The following is an 18290-nucleotide window of genomic DNA, read 5'->3' on the forward strand; positions in this document are numbered from 1 at the left end:
CTGGTCTTATATAAGACCAATGAGGTCTCCGGCGTCAACGGGTGATTGAGGGGTGCGGATGATTTCACTGGTTCGGGGACGGCACCGAGCGCCCCATCCTCCTCTGTGACGAAGGGAGGTCGCGGGCCGGATCCGGAGGGCCAACCCTGTCGCGCCGCAGAGGTATGTGCCTTGCTCAGTCGAACAAGTCTTATATAAGATACATGGAAACAGAGCCCGCCCCGGCGGGACGCGGGCCGGGAGGACGAGAATGGCGGGTGTGCGCGCGGATGGCATCGGCCGGGCCGGGCGCCCCCGGTGAACGAGACGCTCCTCCTCGTCATCTGCGTCGGCTGCGCCGGCGTGATCTCGGGCCTGACGGGCTTCGCCTTCGCGCTGATCGCCTCCGGCACGCTGCTGTCGATCCGCACGCCCGTTGAGGCGACCGCCCTGGTGCTCGTCTGCAGCATCCTCTCGCAGGTGATCTCGATCCTGCGCCTGCGGACCTGGCCGCCGCGGGGCACCGCCTTCGCGATGATCCTGCCGGGCCTCGTCGGCGCGCCGATCGGCATCCACCTGCTGCACGATCTCGATCCGCGCTTCATCAAGGTCGCGATCGGCGCCTTCCTGGTCCTCTACAGCGGCGGCGTCGCCCTGCTGCGCGCCGATTACCGGGTCGGCTTCGGCAATCGCTGGAGCGACGGCGCGATCGGCTTCCTCGGCGGCGTGCTGGGGGGCATCGCGGGCCTGTCCGGAGCCCTGCCGACGGCCTGGAGCCTCGTGCGCGGCTGGGATCCGCGCACCCAGCGGGCGGTCTACCAGTCCTTCACCCTGGTGATGCAGGTCTGGGCCCTGACGATCCTCCTCTATCTCGATCCGCTGCCGCCCGAACTCGTCGGCGACCTCGCCCTGGCGCTGCCGGTGGTGCTGGTGAGCGTGCTCGCCGGGCTCTCGCTGTTCGCCCGGATCGACCAGCGCCGCTTCCGCACGCTCGTCCTCGCGCTGCTCGCCGCGATCGGCCTGACCACGACGGCCCTGGCGCTGCCCGGCCTGCTGCAGAACTGAGCGCGGCCGGTGGGGCGTCAGCTGCCCGCCTTGTCGTGGACGCCCGCGAAGAACAGGTCCTTCCAGCTCTCCGGCCGGCGGCGGATCGTGCCGGTGCGGGCCATGAAGTCGGCGACCTTTCCGACCGCCCGGGGCGTCGCCGTGAAGGAGACCTGCGGGTCCTTCAGGATCTCGGTGATCAGCCCGACATCGCTCCCGTCGCGGGCGAGCCGCACGTAGGCGCGCGCCGCCTCCGACGGATCGGCCGTGATCGCGGCGAGCGCGTCGTCGAGGGCGGCGCCGAAGGCCGCGACGACACGGGGATTGGCGCCCGCGAAGGCCGAGGACGCCCAGACGACGTTGAAGGTCGAGGGTTCGCCCAGCACGTCGAAGCTGTTCAGCACCGTGCGGATGCCGGGCCGGCGCAGCTCCAGCTCCTGGATCGGCGCGGCGGTGAAGTGGGCCGTCACCTCGCTGCCCCCGAGGAGCGCCGCCATGCCGTCGGGATGGGAGAGGGTGACGGTGAGCCGGTCGAGGTCGTTGCGGCGGCCTGCGCCGAGCTCCTTCTCGGCGGCCATCTGCAGGAACATCGCCTGGACCGAGACCTTCACGGCGGGGAGCGCGATCTTGTCCCGGTCGGTGAAGTCGGCGAGCCGGTGCACCTTCGGATTGCTGGTGTTCATCAGGAGCGGCATGCTGTTCATCGCCGCCACGCCCTTCACCGCCATGGCGGTGCCCTCGGTCTTCGACCAGAGCAGCACGAGGGGCGGCACGCCGCCGGCCGCGAACTGGATCGTCCCGGAGAGCAGGGCGTCGTTCATCGCGGCCCCGCCCGCGAGGGTGAGGTAGCGCACCTGGAGCCCCGCCACGCCGCGGGCGGCCGCGGCCTTCTGGAGCAGGCCCTGCTCCTCCATCAGCATCAGCGGCAGGTGGCCGAGGCTCGGCTGGCGGGCGATCGCCACCGCGCCGACCTCGTCGGCCCGCCCCGGGACGGGACTCGCCAGGAACGCCGCGGCCCCGGCCAGAACGTCGCGTCTGCGCATGATCCCCCCTCCTAAGCGGTGTTCCTCAGCCAGGGCGGCGGATCACCGGCGCCGCCACGCTCTCGATCATCACGTTGATGCAGGCCGGCAGGCCGCTGGCCTGGGCCGCCTCCAGCGCCGCCGGAAGTTCGGCCGCCTCGGTCACCAGCGCCCCGAAGCCGCCGAGGGCCTGGACGACCGTGTCGTAGCGGGTCGGGAGCAGGTCGCAGTGGCGCGTCCGATCGGGGCCGTAGCTGCGCAGCTGGATCTGGTGCTCGGCGTTCCAGCGCGCGTCGTTGCCGACGACCGCGATGAACGGGATCCGATAGCGCACGGCGGTGTCGAACTCGGCCATGTGGAAGCCGAAGGTGCCGTCGCCCAGCACCGCGACCACCGGGGCGCCGGGCCGCTCCAGTGCGGCGGCGATCGCGAAGGGGATCGACGCGCCGATCGTGCCCGAGACGCCGTTGATCAGCCGGCGCCCGCCGCGGGCCAGGGCCTGCGGCCATTGCCCGATCTCGCCGCCGTCGCAGATCAGCGTGCCGTCGGGGTGGCGTTCCAGGAAGGCGTCGACCGCCCGGCACAGCTCCACCGGGTGCAGGCGCTGACCCGTCCCGTGGAAATCCGCCCAGGCGGGCGGCCGGTAGGCGAGGGCGGCCCGCGCCTCCCGGTGCCAGGCCTCCCGGCGGGGGAGGGCGGTGGCGCGCGCGGTCAGCGCCGCCAGCACCGGCCGCGGATCGGCGAGCCCCGAGACCGCGAGGCGGTCGGCCGGCGCGCGGGCCAGCAGCGCCGGATCGGGATCGACGAGGGCGAAGCGGCAGTCGGGCGCGAGGGCAGGGGCCGCGCCGAAGCGCAGGGTGAAGTCGAGCGGCTTGCCGAGGAGCACGAGGAGGTCGGTCCGCGCCAGGATCTCCGCGAAGGCGCCGAGCGCCGGATCGTTGATCCCGCGCGGGCTCTCCATGCCGACGACCGGCAGGCCGAGAGTTTCTTCCAGCGTTGCCATGGCAGCCCGGCCGGAGGCGTCGCACAGCGCCGGGCCGCAGGCGATCAGCGGCCGTTCCGCCCCCGCGAGGGCGGCGAGGAGGTCGGCCACGAGATCCGGCGCCGGCTCGGCGGCCCGGATGGCGGCCGCTGCGCGGTCCGGGATCCGCACCGAGGCGGCGGGGACGGCCGCCTCCAGCAGGTCGACCGGCAGGCTGAGATGGACCGGGCCGGGCCGCCCCTCCCGGGCGATCCGGAAGGCCCGGGCGAGGTCCGGCCCGAGGGCGGCGACCGACCCGGCGGTCCAGGCGGCCTTGGTTATCGGCCGGGCGATGTCGGCCTGGGCCAGTTCCTGGAAGGCGCCGCGCCCGAGCTCCGACAGGCCCGCATGGCCGGAGAGCAGCAGCACGGGCGACTCGGCCGCGAGCGCCGTGGTGAGCGCCGCCGCGCCGTTGGTGTGGCCCTGCCCACCGGTCACCAGGGCGACGCCGACCTCGCCGGTCAGCCGGCCCCAGGCGTCGGCCATGTGGACGCAGGCCGCCTCCTGGCGGGTGTGGACGAGGCTGATCCCGGTCTCCAGCAGGGCGTCGAAGACCGGCATGATGTGGTTGCCCGACAGGGTGAAGATCCGGGTGACGCCGAGCGCCTCCAGGGTCCGGGCCACGATGTCGGCGCCGCGCAGGGTCTGCATGGACGGGCTCTCCTCAGGCGGCGGCGTCGAGGAGCGAGCCGCCGGGCCGCACATGCGTGAAGTGCACCGGCTCCATCGCGAGGTCGAGCGCCCCGCCGCGCTGGCGCACCACGGTGAAGTGCGAGGTCGCGAGATCCGAGGCCTCCGGGAAATCCTCGCGGAAATGGGCGCCGCGGCTGTCGGTGCGGGCGAGCGCCGCCCGGGCGACCGCCTGCGAGACCAAGACGAGGTTCTCGAGGTTCAGCCGGTCCATCCAGGTCAGCGCGTAGCGGCGGTCGCCGTCCGGCGCGCCGGCCCGGGCGACCGCGTCGGAGAGCCCGTCGAGGGTGGCGAGCGCCCGGGTCAGCCCGGCCGCGTCCCGCAGGATGCCGACATCGGCCCACATCGTCTCGTAGAGCGCCTCGCGGATCTCCGGCAGCGACTCCGCCGGCCGGCCGAGCGGCCCGTAGGCGCGGGCGAGGCCCGCCTCGATGGCGGCGGGATCGGGCTCGGCGAGGCGGCCCTCGCGCGTCACGGCCCGCGCCATGGACTGGCCCGCGAGCCCCCCGAACACCGTGGAATTCGCGACCCCGTTGCCGCCCAGCCGGTTCGCCCCGTGGACGCCGCCGGTATCCTCGCCGGCCGCGAAGAGGCGCGGCAGCACCGTTGTGCAGTCGACCGCGAACTGGAGGCCGCCCATCATGTAGTGGGCGGTGGGGATGACCTCGACGAGCCCGCCCGCGAGGTCGAAGCCGCAATCGGCGCAGCGCTCGACCATGCCCTTGAACCGGCGGCGCACGTCCTCGGGGCCGAGATGGCTCATCTGGATGTGGACGCCCCCGCTCGGCGTGGCGAAGCCGTCGCGCAGCCGCCGCATGATCGAGCGGCTGACCACGTCCCGGGTCGCGCGCTCGGCCCGCGGATCGTAGGCCTCCATGAAGCGCTGGCCGGTGGAATCGAGGAGCCAGCCGCCGGCCCCGCGCAGGCCCTCCTCCAGCACCGTCCCGGTCATGCGGGTGCCGGCGCCGGCGAGCAGCCCGGTCGGGTGGAACTGCACCATCTCCATGTCGCGCAACGGCAGCCCGGCGCGCAGAGCCATGGCGAGCCCGTCGCAGGACTTGTCGCCCGACGGCGTGTGGTACTTGTACATGGTCGGCCCGCCGCCGGTGGCGAGCAGCACGGCCTTCGCCCGCACCAGCTTCGGCTCGCCGGTGCGCATGTCGAGCATCAGCACGCCCGCCAGCCCCGATCCGTCCCGGGCCGGGATCAGTTCCAGGGCGCGGTGGTCCTCCAGGCGGCGCACGTCCCGTCGCCAGACCTGCTCGGACAGGCGGTTGATGATCTCGATGCCGGTGAGGTCGCCCTTGTGCACCGTCCGGTCGAAGGTCTGGCCGGCGAACGCCTTCTGGTGGACGCTGCCGTCCGGGTTGCGGTCGAAGAAGCAGCCGAGCTCGGTCTCCAGCTCGCGGATCCGCACCTGCGCCTCGGTGACGAGCGTCCAGGCGAGTCCCTGGTCGTTCAGCCACTTGCCGCCCTCGATCGTGTCCATGAAGTGCCGCTCGACCGAGTCGCCCGGCGCCAGCGCCACGTTGTAGCCGCCCTGGACCATGCGGGTGCAGCCGCATTTCCCCAGCAGACCCTTCACCGCGACGGTGACGTCGAGGTCCGGCGCGACCTTCTTGGCGTGGAGCGCCGCGAACAGCCCGGCCCCGCCGGAGCCGAGGATCAGGATGTCGGTCTCGACCTGTTCGGGGCTCATCGGGCGTCCTCGAGGGAGGCGATGACGGCGTCGCGCCGGGCGGCCACGTCGCGCTGCACGTCGGCGAAGAGCGAGCCGCCGTGCGAATCCATGCCGACCAGCAGCGGCCCGAAATCGCGGATCGCGAACTGCCACAGGCTCTCGGGATGGAGATCGTCGAGGTCGACGTCCACGATGGTCTCGATCCAGGTGGTCTCCAGCGCCGCCGCGCCGCCGACGATCGCCAGGTAGGCGCCGCCGCGCCGCGCGAAGGCGTCGAGGGTCGCCGGCCCCATGCCGCCCTTGCCGACGATGAGGCGCACGCCCTCGCGCTCCATCAGCGCGTCGGTGAAGCGCTCCATGCGCATCGACGTGGTGGTGCCGATGCAGAACGGCGCGAAGCCGACCGGCGCCTCGTTGGAGACCGGGACGCGGTGGACGTTCGGCGCCGTGTGGATCACCGCGTGGCCGTCGAGGTCGAGCCGGGTGCGGCGGTCCCGGTCGAACATGTGGATCAGGGTCGCGTCGCGGATGCCGAACAGCCAGCGCCGCAGGGTGACGGTGTCGCCGATCCGGAGCGCCCGGATCTCGGCCTCAGTGGCCGGCATGTCGAGGACGTGGTGGGCCACGGTCTGCTCCTCAATCGAACGCGATGCCGCCGGGCGTGAGCGTCGCGCGGGCGCGGCGGGCCGAGTGGCACTGGATGTTCACGGCGACCGGATTCTGGGTGATGTGGGTCGCGGCGAGCTCGACATGGACGGCGAAGCTCGTGGACCGGCCCCCGAGCCCCTGCGGGCCGATGCCGAGTTCGTTCACCGCCCGCGACAGCTCGGCCTCGATCCGGGCGCCTTCGGGATCGGCGCAGACCGAGCGCAGCGGCCGGGTCGCCGCCACCTTGGCGAGGTGCATGCACAGGTCGGAGGTGCCGCCGAGCCCGACGCCCACGATGGTCGGCGGGCAGACCCGGCCGCCGAGCTCGATCACCCGGTCGATGACGAAGCGCTTGGCCGCGCCGATCCCGTCCGAGGGCAGCAGCATCTGCAGGAACGAGCCGTTCTCGGAGCCCGAGCCCTTCGGGATCATCTCCACCGCCACGGTCTCGGGCCGGTCGTCGAAGTCGACGTGGATGATCGGCACGCGGATGCCGCAGGAGGTCTGCTCGTTCCTGCGGGTGATCGGGTGGACCACCGAGGAGCGCAGGGAGAAGTCCTTGGTCGCCCGCTCGCAGCCGCGCCGGATCGCGGCCTTGAGCGCGGCGCCGTCGAAGCGCACGTCGGCGCCGATCACGACGTTGTAAATCGGGATGCCGGTATCCTGGCAGAGGATATTCTTCGTGCGCTCCGCGACCGCGACGTTCTCCACCATCGTGTCGAGGATGGCGCGGCCGGTGGCGCTGGTCTCGGCCCGCTGCAGCTCGGCGAAGCCCGCCTTGATGTCGGGCGGCAGGATCTTCAGGGCGCGGACGTAGAGGTCGCGGCAGACCTCCTCGAATTCGCGGATGTCGAGATCCATGGCGGGTCTCCGCTGGTGACGGTCGGGGGATCAGGCCCCGCTCAGGAGGAACAGCAGGCCGACCGCGAAGGCGGCCGCGAGACAGCCCGCCACGACGCGGGCATTGCGCTCGCGGAAGCGCAGCCACTCGATGGCGAGCACGCGCAACCCCAGCGCCATGTGGACGGCGAGCGCGCAGACGAGTCCCCATTCGGCCGTGCGGACGAGGCCGTTGTGGGTGAGGCCGAGGAAGCTCTCCAGCCGGTCGGCACCCTGGAGCGCGGTGCCGAGCGCGATGAAGTGCATCGGCAGGAACAGCGCCAGGGCGATCCCCGAGAGCCGGTGGATCAGCGCGGCGGCGAAGCCGGGCCGGCGCAGGGACGCGCGGGTGATGCCGGCCCGCCCGGCCGTGCCCGGGGCGGTCCTCATGCCGCGTACACCGCGAGTGCCGCCCGCAGGCCCAGCCCGGCGAGCAGGGCCGAGAGGGCGATCATGGCGACGTCGAGGGAGCGGCCGCGCCAGCCGGTCCACTCGCGCAGGACGCTGCGCAGGCCGATCGGCGCGTGGATCGCGGCCGCCAGGACGAAGACCGCGTAGAACAGCAGGAAGGCGAGGTTGCCCTGCGTCCGGCCCAGGATCTCGCCGGCCGTGAGCCCGCCGCGCACCGCGTAGAGGATCGTGCCGAGATGGACCGCGACCGTGACCGCCAGGATCGCCGCGGTGCCGCGCTGCGCGAGGTACAGGAGCGGGCTCATCCGCGCCTCCAGAACCGGCGCAGCGCCGCCTTGCCGGTCTCGCGCTTGAGGCCCGCGATCGAGAAGGTCGGGCTCAGGCCCTTCGGACAGTGCTCGGTGCAGCTCATGTGGCTGTGGCAGGAGTGGCAGCCGGCATCGCCCGCCACCGCGGCGAGCCGATCCCGGTCGCGGTCGCGCACGTCGTTGACCAGCGTCCAGGCCCTGTTGAGGGCCGCCGGCCCGAGATAGTCGGGGTTCCACGTCACCAGATCGCAGGCGGCGTAGCAGACGCCGCAATTGATGCACTCGATGCCGGCATCGACCTCCCGGCGCGCGGCGGATTCCGGTTCCACGACCGCGAAATCCTCGGGCGGGTTCTCGCCCGGCTCGAAATAGCCGTGGGCCCGGCGCCACTTCTCGAAGAAGGGCTCCATGTCGACCGCGAGGTCCTTCACCACCGGCAGGTTGCGCAGGGGCTCCAGCAGAAGCTCTCCGTCGGGCGCCACGGCGGCGACCCGGGTGCGGCAGGTCCAGCGCGGGCGCCCGTTCACCGTCATGCCGCAGGAGCCGCACATGCCGACCCGGCAGGCGAACCGGTAGGCGAGGGTCGGGTCCTGGTCGCGCTGGATCTCGGTGACGACGTCGAGCACCGTCTGGTTGGCCCGGCGCGGCACCGCGTAGTCCGCGACGGTCTCGCCGCGCCGGACATGCACCCGCAGCGTCCCGCCTGCGCCCGGGTCGACGGCCGCGTGGCCGACGGGAGCCGTCACCGGTTGGCCTCCTTCGGAGCGCCGGCAGCGTTCGGATCGGGGAAGAACAGCTCGCTCTCGCTGTCGGCCTTGGCCGAGACCAGCCCGGCCCGGTTCATGTACGCGAGGTAGGCGAGCATCCGCTCGGGCTTGGTGGTCCAGGCGTTCTGCGGCGCGCGGATGATGGCCACGGCCTCCTCGGGCGAGATCTTCGCCCCCTCGGCCTTGATCCACAGGGCGGCGGCCCGGGCCGGGTCGTCGCGGATCAGCGCGAGGCTCTCCTCCAGCGCCGCCCGGAAGGCCGCCGTGACCTTGGGGTTCTCGGTGACGAAGCGGCTGGTCGCCCAGACGAGGTTGAAGGTGTGGGGGCCGCCCATCACGTCGTAGCTGTCGAGCACCTTGCGGGCGCGCGGGTCCTTCAGCTCCATCTCCTGGAAGGGCGGAGAGCCGAAATGGGCGGTGATCTCGGAGCGGCCGCCCATCATGGCGGTCTGCGCGTCCGGGTGCCCCATCGAGACGGTGAGCGGGTCGAGCTTGGCCTGCTGGCCCGGCCCGAAGGCCTTCTCGGCGGCCATCTGCAGGGTGATCGCCTGGATCGAGGTCTTGGCGGTCGGCAGGGCGATCTTGTCCTGGGGGCCGAAATCCGTGATCGCCTTCACCGCCGGGTTGATGGTGACCAGCCAGAGCGGCATCGCGTTCAGCGCCGCCACGCCCTTGACCTTGAGATTGCCCTGCGTCCGGCCCCAGATCGTCAGGAACGGGCCGACGCCGCCGGAGGCGAGATCGAGGTTGCCGGAGAGCAGGGCCTCGTTCATCCCCGAGCCGCCGGTGAAGCGCAGCCACTCGGCCTTGACGTCGAGCCCGCGCTGCCTGGCCTGCTTCTCGAGCAGGCCCTCCTCCTCCATCACGGTGAGCGGCAGGTAGGAGATCCCGAACTGCTTGGCGAGCCGCACGGTCGAGACCTCGGCCCGGGCGGCGCCGAGCGCCCCCCATAGGACCGCGACCGTCCCGACGAGCCGGATGATGCTCCGTGCCGTCATGGCGCTCCTCACCTGTCCGCGCGCCGATCTTGCGAAGTCCGCGACCTCGTCGGCGTCGGATCGAGGATACGCCCCCGGGAAGGCCTGTCAACATTCATGTGTCATATATATGACTTGAGGGCCGAGCTCCCGGTGGCTGCACCGAGGCGCCCCGTGCGCGAGGGGACCGGCGGCGGATCGGCGGAGTGCGACCGGCTCTCGCCCTCGCTCTCGTCGCGATGATCGTCGATATGGCACGCGCCAGAGTCGGCCCTTGTCTCGGGCTACCCGCCCCGCTGCGGGCGTCGGCGCAGATTTAAGGTCATTTATAAGACTTGCGCGCAGGTGCACGGGCGCGCCGCCGCCGGCCGCCACGACGTTGCTCACGCGAGGGCCGGCCGGAATGCGGCCCGCGGCCGGCCCCGCGCAACCCGACCCGCGGCGGAAGCCGGATCCACCCGCGTCAGTCTTCCAATGGCCGAAACCCGCTCGACGCGGGCTCCGCCGCCACGGCGCAGGTGTGGTCCTGCACGACCTCGCCGTTGGAGGCCTTGCCGAAGCGGCTGGTCACCAGACCGTCCAGGAGCACGAAGCCCGGCTTCGCGCCCGGAAACTCGGCGCCCACGACAGCCAGGGCGTGCTCGCCCATGGCCGAGCGTGCCCCGTCGTCGCGCGCCAGCAGGTCGAACGGGTCCGCGGTGCCGAGATCCTCGCCGAGCACGCGCATCGCCCTGTACGGGCGGCCGACCAGCGGCTCCGCGAGAGAGGCCCAGCGATCCCCGATCGTGGGTGCGAGGCGGCGGAGGGTGTCGCGGACATCCCGGCGGACGCAGTCGATGTGGATGTGCAGCTGCCCCTGGGTCCGCCGCAGCCGCGAATTCACCGCGAGACTGACGTCGCGCCGGTCGAGCGGATGGCCGAGACGCTCCTCCACGAAGGTTCGGGCGCGCCACGCCTTGGCGAAGTAGTTCGTCGTGCCGGGCTGGAGGAGCACGGGGCTCTCGATGCCGGTGATGCGCGCCGTCGGGATCAGGAGGAACTGCGCCCGCCCGCGAAGGTCTTTGAGGATGGCGTATCCCTTCTCGACCCCGCCCTCCAGGTCGACCAGGCTGCACGGTGCGGGGCCCTGTCCGCGCAACGCGTGGGGGACGCACGCGCCGTGCACGATCGCCCACAGGGCTCCGCCCTTCCCGAGGAGGTTGGGCACGAGGGCGACGGCCAGCCAGACGGCCGTCGCCGCGAGGACGAGCAGGATGCCCAGCGATCGCCGCGACAGTCCGGTCCTCGCGCGCCCCGTCGAGCCGCGCGGTGACACGGTGCCCGGCCGGCCGCGGACGGCGTCACGCACCTGACGGGTGAGCTCGGCCGCGGCTCTGCGCAAATCCATGACGTGACCCGGTAGCCCGTTGCCGCGAAGCGCCGGGGCCGCCGACGCCGGAACCGTCTTACAGATCGCCCGCCGCCTGAGCGATCTCTGTCCCGCTACGGATGCAACGCCGGACGGATCGTGCGGAACGCGGGCGCCGCCGTGGAGGCCGGCACCGGACGCGGTGACGCGGCCGCGCTTTTCGCGCTCCGGATCCCGCGCGGCCCCTTCTCGGACACCTATCCGATGGGCCATGCCTTGAGAGGCCTCGTCATCGGCGCCGGACTGGGACATGCCTGTCCGCACCCCGATGCCGTCGGCGGCCGCAACCGATCCGGCGGCGCGCCGCCGGGAACGCGGCGCGAACGACAGGGGTGGGACGACGCGCGCGAGGACCTGCTCGACGCGCGCTCCGGGAGCCGGGAGCCCGGCGACCGCTGAGACAGACCGGACGGCCGGGGCGACCCGGGCCGCCCACGCGAGGAGACGACCATGACCGACGAACCGCACGGCTTCGACCGCGGCCTGACCAATTACGGCGACCGCGACTTCGCCCGGTACCTGCGCCGCTCCTTCGCGCGCTCAATGGGCATCTCGGTCGGCCTGCTGAACAAGCCGGTGGTCGGCATCGCCATGACGCCGTCGGGCTTCAACAACTGCCACCGGGGCATGCCCGAGCTGGTGGAGGCGGTCTCCCGCGGCGTGCTGGCGGCCGGCGCCCTGCCGCGGCCGTTCCCGACCGTGTCGCTCGGCGAGGTTTTCCTCAACCCGACCAGCATGATGTACCGCAACCTCATGGCCATGGACACCGAGGAGATGATCGGGGCCCAGCCCATGGACGCGGTGGTGCTGATCGGCGGCTGCGACAAGACCGTGCCGGCCCAGCTCATGGGCGCGGCCTCCGCCGACCTGCCGGCGATCCAGCTCGTCACCGGCCCGATGTCGACCGGCCGCCACCGGGGCCAGCGGCTCGGCGCCTGCACGGATTGCCGGGGCTTCTGGGCCAAGTACCGGGCCGGCACCGTCGACGCCGAGGAGATCGCCGAGGTCGAGGGTCGGCTCTCCGTCACGGCCGGCACCTGCGCGGTGATGGGCACGGCCTCGACCATGGCGTGCATCGCGGAGGCGCTCGGCATGTCGCTGCCGGGCACCGCGGCGATCCCGGCGGTGCATTCCGACCGGCTGGTGGCCGCCGAGGAGACCGGCCGCGCGGCGGTGCGGCTGATCGAGACGCGGATCCGGCCCTCCCAGGTGATCACGCAGAAGTCGGTCGAGAACGCGATCCGCGTGCTGATGGCGGTGTCGGGCTCGACCAACGCCATCGTGCACCTCACCGCCATCGCCGGGCGGCTCGGCATCCGGATCTCGCCCGAGCGCTTCAACCAGATCTCCGACGAGACGCCGGTGCTGGTCGACCTGAAGCCCGTGGGACAGGGCTACATGGAGGATTTCCACGCCGCCGGCGGCATGGGCGCGCTCCTGCGCGAGCTGCGCCCGCTCCTCCATCTCGACACCGTGGACGTGGAGGGCCGGACGCTCGCCGAGCGCCTGGACGAGCCGGAGTCCTGGGTCGACCGCGCGGTCATCCGCACCGCGGCGGATCCCGTGTCGCCGGTCGGCGGCCTGGTGGCCCTGTCCGGCAGCCTCGCGCCCGACGGGGCGATCTTCAAGCGCGCGGCGGCGACGCCCGACCTGTTCGAGTCGGAGGGCCGGGCGGTGGTGTTCACCGGCCTGGAGGACCTGTCGGCGCGCATCGACGACCCCGCGCTCGACGTGGCGCCCGGTGACATCCTCGTCCTGCAGAATGCCGGCCCGCACGCGGCCGGCATGCCGGAGGCGGGCTACCTGCCGATCCCCAAGAAGCTGGCGCAGGCGGGCGTGAAGGACATGGTGCGCATCTCCGACGCGCGGATGTCGGGCACGGCCTTCGGGTCGATCGTCCTCCACGTGGCCCCGGAGGCCGCGGTGGGCGGACCGCTGGCCGCGGTGCGCGACGGCGACCGCATCCGCCTGTCGATTCGGGACAAGCGCGTCGATCTCCTGGTCGCGGAGGACGAGATCGCCCGCCGGCTCGCCGGCCACCGGCCGCCGCCGGTTCCGGCCCGGGGCTACAAGGCGCTCTACCGGCGCAGCGTCACGCAGGCTCCGGAGGGTTGCGACTTCGACTTCCTCGCCAAGGCGGAGGGCTGACGGCCCGCAACCCTCCGTCCGGACGCGCCGGACGGCCGTGACGGACACCGTCGATCCGAAACCCGCGGCCCGCCCGGCGGGCCGCGCGCGCCGTCGCGGCATCCGGGGCCGTCGCATCGCCCGTCCCCGTCCCGGCGGTGAGGCGGCCCGAGCCAGGGTGCCGCCTCGGACCGGCTCAGCCCGGGATCGTGGAGCGCGCCGCCTCGAGCAGTTCCCCGGCCAGGGCCTCGTCGTCGACGCCCCGGGCCAGCACCACCGCCCCCACCATGGTCGACAGCGCGATCAGGGCGCGCTGCCGGCGGCGCTCCTTCGACGCTCTGGGCAGCCTGTCCGCGATGAGACCGGCGAGCCCCTTGACCCCCTGGGTGAACCGCGCCCGCAGGGCGCTTCCGGGCGGCTCGCGCCCGACGTCGTTCACCAGCGCCGCGACGGGGCAGCCTCTCCCCGGCGTGCGGACATGTCCCAGGGAGAGGTAATTCTCGATGAAGGCGTCGAGGTTGGCCCGGTACTCGGCGCTGATCGCCGCGTCGAACGCCTCCGCGGCGAGGGCATCCTTGCTGGCGAACTGACCGTAGAAGCCGCCATGGGTCAGGCCCGCGGCCGCCATGATGTCGACGACGCCGATACCGTGCAGGCCGCGCTCCCGGAACAGGGCCGAGGCGACCTCGACCACGCGCTGGCGGTTCAGCTTGGCTTGCTCCTGCGAGACCCTCGGCATCGTACCGTCCTCCGCTCCGCCTCCTCACATAGATGCGAGATGTCATTTATTGAAGGGACGGCGAGCCGCGGATGCCCGAGGCCGGGCGGAGAGCGGCGTCGCGGTCGCGCCGCGGCGGCCGTTCAGGGCTGCCGACCGGCCCGCGCGAGGGGGCGAAGCGCGGGCCGGTCGACGCACCGCGCGCCCGGGACCCGAGCGCGCGATCGCGGGATGCCCCGAGCTGGGCATCGGTGGGGGGCGGCCGGGTCAGGGCTCGGCCGGCACGGGCACCGGTGCGGGGCCGGTCCGCGGCGCGCGCGCGTCCCGCGCCACCCGGAACCAGAGGGCGTAGAGTGCCGGCAGGAACAGCAGGGTCAGCAGGGTCCCGACGCCGACGCCGCCGATGAGCACGTAGGCCAGCGCCCCCCAGAACACCGAGTGGGTCAGCGGGACGAAGGCTAGCATCGCGGCAGCGGCCGTCAGGATCACCGGTCGGGCCCGCCGCACCGTCGACTCGACGATGGCCTCGTAGTCCGACAGGCCCGCCGCGCGGTCGTGGTGGATCTGGTCCACCAGGATCAGCGTGTTGCGCATCAGGATGCCGGACAGCGCGATCAGGCCGAGGATCGCGTTGAAGCCGAAGGGCTGGTGGAAGACGAGCAGCGTCGGGACCGCCCCGACGAGGCCGAGCGGCGCGGTCGCGAACACCATGAACATCGTGGTGAACGAGCGGACCTGCAGCATGATGACCGTCAGGGTCACGATCAGCATCAGCGGGAAGACCGTGACGAGCGCCTTCATCGCCTTCTCGCTCTCCTCCACCGAGCCGGCCGTGTCGATGCGGTAGCCGGGCGGCAGCCTCGCCTTGATGGCCGCGAGTTCGGGGACGATCTGCGCGTGGATGTCCGGCGGCTGCTTGCCGTCGATCACGTCGCCCTGCACGCGGATGTAGGTCTCGCGGTTGTAGCGCTTGAGCACCGCGTCCTCGTTGCGGCTCTCCAGGTGCGCGACCTGGGAGAGCGGCACCTGCCGCCCGTCCCGCGTGGCCAGCGTCAGGTCGCCGATGTCGCCGAGCGAGCGGCGCTCGGGGCCGGGGCTGCGCAGGAGCACGTCCACGGAGCGCAGGTTCTCGCGGACCTGGGTCGCCGGCGTCCCGTTGAGGTAGCTCTGCAGCTGCTGGCCGGCCTCCTTCGGCGTCAGGCCGATCAGGCGCAGGCGCTCCTGGTCGAGGGCGAGGTGCAGGGTCGGCGTCCTGTCGCCCCAGTCGAGATGGACGAGGCGCATGTTGGGGTTGGCCATCATCACGTCGCGCACCTCCGCGGCGATGCCCCGGATGACGGTGAGGTCGGGCCCGACCACCCGGAAGGCGACGGGGAAGCGCACCGGCGGCCCGAACACGATCTGCAGCACCCGCACCCGCGCCTCGGGGAAGCGGCCGTCGTCCACGAGCTTGCGCACCTTGCCGCGCAGCACGTCGCGGGCGTGGGAATCGGCGGTCTGGACGACGATCTGCGCGAAGGCGGGGTCCGGCAGCTCCGGGTCGAACGAGAGCACGAAGCGCGGCATGCCCTGGCCGATATAGCTCGTGATCTCGCCCGCCTCGGGCAGCGCGCGCACGGCCGCCTCGACCTTCCGGACGCTGGCCTCGGTGGTCGCGAAGGCGGACCCGGTCGGCAGCGTCACCTCGACGATGAGCTCGGAGCGCTCCGAGTTCGGGAAGAACTGCTTCTCGACCTTGCCCATGCCGACGACGGCCGCGGCGAACAGCGCCACGGTGATGCCTGCGGCCATCCACTTGTGGTCGACCGAGAGCCGCACGACCCGGCGCAGGCGCTGGTAGTTCCGCGTGGCGTAGATCGCGGCGTGGCCGCCCTCGACCGTCTCGATGTTCGGCAGGAGCTTGACGCCGAGGTAGGGCGTGAAGGTCACGGCCACGACCCACGAGACGATCAGCGAGAAGGCCACCACCCAGAAGATGTTGCCGGCATACTCGCCCGCCGTGGAGGCGGCGAAGCCCACTGGCAGGAAGCCCGCGATGGTGACGAGCGTGCCGGTCAGCATCGGCGCGGCGGTGGCGCTCCAGGCATAGGTCGCCGCCGAGACCCGGTCGGCGCCCTCCTCCATGCGCACCACCATCATCTCGATGGCGATGATGGCGTCGTCGACGAGGAGGCCCAGTGAGATGATGAGCGCGCCGAGCGTGATGCGGTCGAAGTCGCGGCCGGTGATCATCATCACCACGAACACGGCCGAGAGGGTGAGCGGCACCGCCAGCGCCACCACGATGCCGACCCGGAAGCCGAGCGCCACGAGGCTGACGAAGATCACCACCGAGAGCGCTGTGAAGAACTTCACCATGAACTCGTGGATGGCGTCGTCGATCACCCTCGCCTGGTCGGTGATCTTCGTGAAGGTGATGCCGGTCGGGAGATCGCGATGGATCGCGACCTCCTCGGCGTTCAGCGCCTCGCCCAGGCTGAGTCCGTTGAAGCCCGGCTTCATCACGAGGCCGAGCACCAGGGCCGGCGCGCCGTCGTTGCGGATCGCGAAGGTCTTCGGGTCCTCGTAGCCGCGTTTCACCTCGGCGATGTCGCCGAGCTTGAGGCTGCGGTCGCCGGCCGCCACCGGCAGGTCGCGGATCGCGTCGAGGCCGTCGATGGCGCCGTCGAGGCGCAGGTAGACCCGCGGGCCGTCGGCCTCGACGAAGCCGGCCGGCGTCACGTCGTTCTGGTTGGCGAGCGCCGCCAGGAGCTGCTGGCCGGTGATGCCCAGGGTCGCGAGGCGCTGGTAGGAGACCTCGACGAAGATCTTCTGCGCCTGCTCGCCGAGGATGTTGATCTTCTCGACGCCGGGCACGCGCAGCAGGCGCTGGCGCAGGTCCTCCGCGCGGAGCACGAGATGCCGGTGCGGCAGCCCCTGCGCCTGGAGCGCGTAGAGGGCGAAGTAGACGTCCGAGAACTCGTCGTTGAACAGCGGCCCGAGCACGCCGCGCGGCAGGCCGGAGGCCTGGTCGGAGAGCTTCTTGCGCGCTTGGTAGAATTCCGACTGGAGCCGGGCCGGCGGCATGCTGTCCTTGAAGAAGACCTTCATCAGCATCAGGCCGGGGCGGACGGTCGTCTCGACGCGGTCGTAGTAGACGAGCTCCTGCAGCCGCTTCTCCAGCGGGTCGGCGACCTGCCGCTGCATCTCGTCGGTGGTCGCGCCGGGCCAGGCGGCCGAGACCGCCATGGTCTTGACCGTGAAGGTCGGGTCCTCGGCGCGCCCGAGCTTCTCGAAGGCGAAGATCCCGGCGGCGGTGACGGCGAGCAGGAGGAACAGCGTGACGGCGCGCTCGCGCACCGCCAGGGCCGAGAGGTTGAAGCCGGAGGCGTTCATCGACCGGCCTCCACGACGCTGGCGTCGGCCTGACGGACCTTCTCGCCCGCTCTCAGCAGATGGGCGCCGAGCGCGACGATCCGGTCACCGGGCGTCAGGCCCGAGGCGACTTCCGCGGTCTCCTCCGACAGGCGCGCGACGGTGACGGGCTGCGCCGCGACGGTCTGGGTCTCGGCGTCGTAGCGCCAGACGGCCGAGCCGCCGCCCTGGTCGAACAGGGCCCCCAGCGGCACGGACACCGAAGCCCGCGCCTGCCCCTGGGCAGGGATCAGCTGGAGCGTCACGGTCGCCCCGAGGGGCGCGGTCTCGCCCCCGCCCGACAGGATGTAGCGGGCGCGGTAGGTGCGGGTCGCCGGATCGGCCGTGGCCGACAATTCCCGGAGCTTGGCCGGGTAGGTCGTCTCGCCCTCGGCGTAGAGGGTGGCCGACGCCGTGCCCTTCGCGCGTTGCCGGCTCCCCTCCGGCAGGAACACCTCCGCCTCGCGCGCGCCGTCGCGGGCGAGCTTCACCACCGTCTGCCCGGCGGCGACGACTTGGCCCGGCTCGGTCGGCACCTCCATCACGACCCCGTCGGCATCGGCCTGGAGCTCGGAATAGCCGGCCTGGTTGGCGATCTGGCTCGCCTGCGCCTCGGCGTTGGCGAACTGGGCGATGGCCGCGTCGGCGGCCGCCTTGTTCTGGTCGTAGGTCTGCTTGGAGGTCCACCCGTCGCCGACGAGCTTGCGGCTGCGCTCCTCGTCGGCCCTGGCCTTGATCATCTGCGCGCGGGCCGCCTCGACCGAGGCGCGGGCCGCGTTGAGCGCCAGGGTGAAGTCGGTCCGGTCGAGCCGCATCAGGGGCTGGCCGAGGCGCACGTGGTCGCCCGGGTCGACGAGGCGCTCGAAGATCTTGCCGCCGACCCGGAAGCCGAGGTTGCTCTCGGTGCGCGCCCGGATCACGCCGGTGTAGCGCGCCACCGCCGCCGAGGCGGGCGCGACCGCAACGGTCTGCACCAGCGGCGGCTCCGGCGTGACGGCGGTCTCGGCCGGCGAGCATGCCGCGAGTGCCAAGCCGGCGAACCCGATCACCCATCGCGCGTCCATCACCGAGCCCCGTCGCAGCCGATCGCCCAAAAAAATTATAACCATCATTTATTCTGGCGCGATACGGCCGTCAATGGCGGCCGCGCCCGGCGTCGGCCGAGGCCTGACGCGCGCCGTCCCCTCCGGCTGCCGATCCGGCGGCCGTCCGATCCC

16 protein-coding genes are annotated in these 18290 nt (G+C 72.5%); 3 read left to right on the top strand and 13 right to left on the bottom strand.

Annotated elements, in window-relative coordinates:
* The first annotated feature begins 297 nt into the window (after positions 1-297).
* The gene (locus tag BM314_RS13865; protein ID WP_091978498.1) at positions 298-1044 is read left to right on the top strand and encodes a sulfite exporter TauE/SafE family protein; all 747 of its coding nucleotides are present in this window, start codon (positions 298-300) and stop codon (positions 1042-1044) included.
* A 17-nt stretch (positions 1045-1061) separates the two neighbouring features.
* On the opposite strand, the gene BM314_RS13870 is transcribed toward BM314_RS13865, so the two are convergent.
* The 10 genes from BM314_RS13870 to BM314_RS13915 all read right to left on the bottom strand — a co-directional run bounded on the left by BM314_RS13870 (position 1062) and on the right by BM314_RS13915 (position 10814).
* Entirely contained in the window at positions 1062-2066 is a 1005-nt protein-coding gene (locus tag BM314_RS13870) for an ABC transporter substrate-binding protein (RefSeq protein ID WP_091978499.1), read from the bottom strand.
* A 25-nt stretch (positions 2067-2091) separates the two neighbouring features.
* Positions 2092-3717: a thiamine pyrophosphate-binding protein gene (locus BM314_RS13875; RefSeq protein WP_091978500.1), complete on the bottom strand. Its 1626-nt coding sequence runs from the start codon at positions 3715-3717 to the stop codon at positions 2092-2094.
* Positions 3718-3730: 13 nt separating this feature from the next.
* Positions 3731-5455, bottom strand: a complete 1725-nt coding sequence (locus BM314_RS13880; protein ID WP_091978501.1) for an L-aspartate oxidase — start codon at positions 5453-5455, stop codon at positions 3731-3733.
* A complete protein-coding gene (locus BM314_RS13885) occupies positions 5452-6063 on the bottom strand; it encodes a fumarate hydratase C-terminal domain-containing protein (protein ID WP_056530583.1) in 612 nt (203 codons plus the stop codon). Before BM314_RS13885 ends, BM314_RS13880 begins: the two co-directional genes overlap by 4 nt.
* 10 nt (positions 6064-6073) lie before the next feature.
* Positions 6074-6946, bottom strand: coding sequence for a fumarate hydratase (locus BM314_RS13890; protein ID WP_091978502.1), 873 nt, complete (start codon positions 6944-6946; stop codon positions 6074-6076).
* A 30-nt stretch (positions 6947-6976) separates the two neighbouring features.
* Positions 6977-7354, bottom strand: a complete 378-nt coding sequence (locus tag BM314_RS13895) for a succinate dehydrogenase, cytochrome b556 subunit (RefSeq protein WP_091978503.1) — start codon at positions 7352-7354, stop codon at positions 6977-6979.
* Positions 7351-7680 (bottom strand): succinate dehydrogenase/fumarate reductase transmembrane subunit, encoded by a 330-nt coding sequence (locus BM314_RS13900; protein ID WP_020094913.1) that lies wholly within the window; start codon positions 7678-7680, stop codon positions 7351-7353. Before BM314_RS13900 ends, BM314_RS13895 begins: the two co-directional genes overlap by 4 nt.
* Positions 7677-8429 (bottom strand): succinate dehydrogenase/fumarate reductase iron-sulfur subunit, encoded by a 753-nt coding sequence (locus tag BM314_RS13905; protein ID WP_091978504.1) that lies wholly within the window; start codon positions 8427-8429, stop codon positions 7677-7679. The genes BM314_RS13900 and BM314_RS13905 overlap by 4 nt, the downstream gene beginning before the upstream one ends.
* Positions 8426-9448: an ABC transporter substrate-binding protein gene (locus BM314_RS13910; protein ID WP_091978505.1), complete on the bottom strand. Its 1023-nt coding sequence runs from the start codon at positions 9446-9448 to the stop codon at positions 8426-8428. The genes BM314_RS13905 and BM314_RS13910 overlap by 4 nt, the downstream gene beginning before the upstream one ends.
* Positions 9449-9890: 442 nt before the next feature.
* Entirely contained in the window at positions 9891-10814 is a 924-nt protein-coding gene (locus BM314_RS13915; protein WP_091978506.1) for a CDP-diacylglycerol diphosphatase, read from the bottom strand.
* A 120-nt stretch (positions 10815-10934) separates the two neighbouring features.
* On the opposite strand from BM314_RS13915, the gene BM314_RS13920 reads away from it, so the two are divergent.
* Both BM314_RS13920 and BM314_RS13925 read left to right on the top strand, forming a co-directional pair.
* Entirely contained in the window at positions 10935-11234 is a 300-nt protein-coding gene (locus BM314_RS13920) for a hypothetical protein (protein WP_091978507.1), read from the top strand.
* Between the two features lie 51 nt (positions 11235-11285).
* Positions 11286-12983 (top strand): IlvD/Edd family dehydratase, encoded by a 1698-nt coding sequence (locus tag BM314_RS13925; protein WP_042672196.1) that lies wholly within the window; start codon positions 11286-11288, stop codon positions 12981-12983.
* Between the two features lie 175 nt (positions 12984-13158).
* Here BM314_RS13925 and BM314_RS13930 read toward each other — a convergent pair whose 3' ends face one another.
* The 3 genes from BM314_RS13930 to BM314_RS13940 form a co-directional block, all read right to left on the bottom strand.
* Entirely contained in the window at positions 13159-13701 is a 543-nt protein-coding gene (locus BM314_RS13930) for a TetR/AcrR family transcriptional regulator (protein ID WP_020094907.1), read from the bottom strand.
* Positions 13702-13947: 246 nt separating this feature from the next.
* The gene (locus BM314_RS13935) at positions 13948-17055 is read right to left on the bottom strand and encodes an efflux RND transporter permease subunit (protein ID WP_091978508.1); all 3108 of its coding nucleotides are present in this window, start codon (positions 17053-17055) and stop codon (positions 13948-13950) included.
* Complete coding sequence (locus BM314_RS13940; protein WP_091978509.1) at positions 17052-18137, bottom strand: efflux RND transporter periplasmic adaptor subunit; 1086 nt, start codon at positions 18135-18137, stop codon at positions 17052-17054. The genes BM314_RS13935 and BM314_RS13940 overlap by 4 nt, the downstream gene beginning before the upstream one ends.
* Positions 18138-18290 lie beyond the last annotated feature (153 nt).

This window comes from Methylobacterium sp. 13MFTsu3.1M2, assembly GCF_900112625.1.
Classification (GTDB): domain Bacteria; phylum Pseudomonadota; class Alphaproteobacteria; order Rhizobiales; family Beijerinckiaceae; genus Methylobacterium.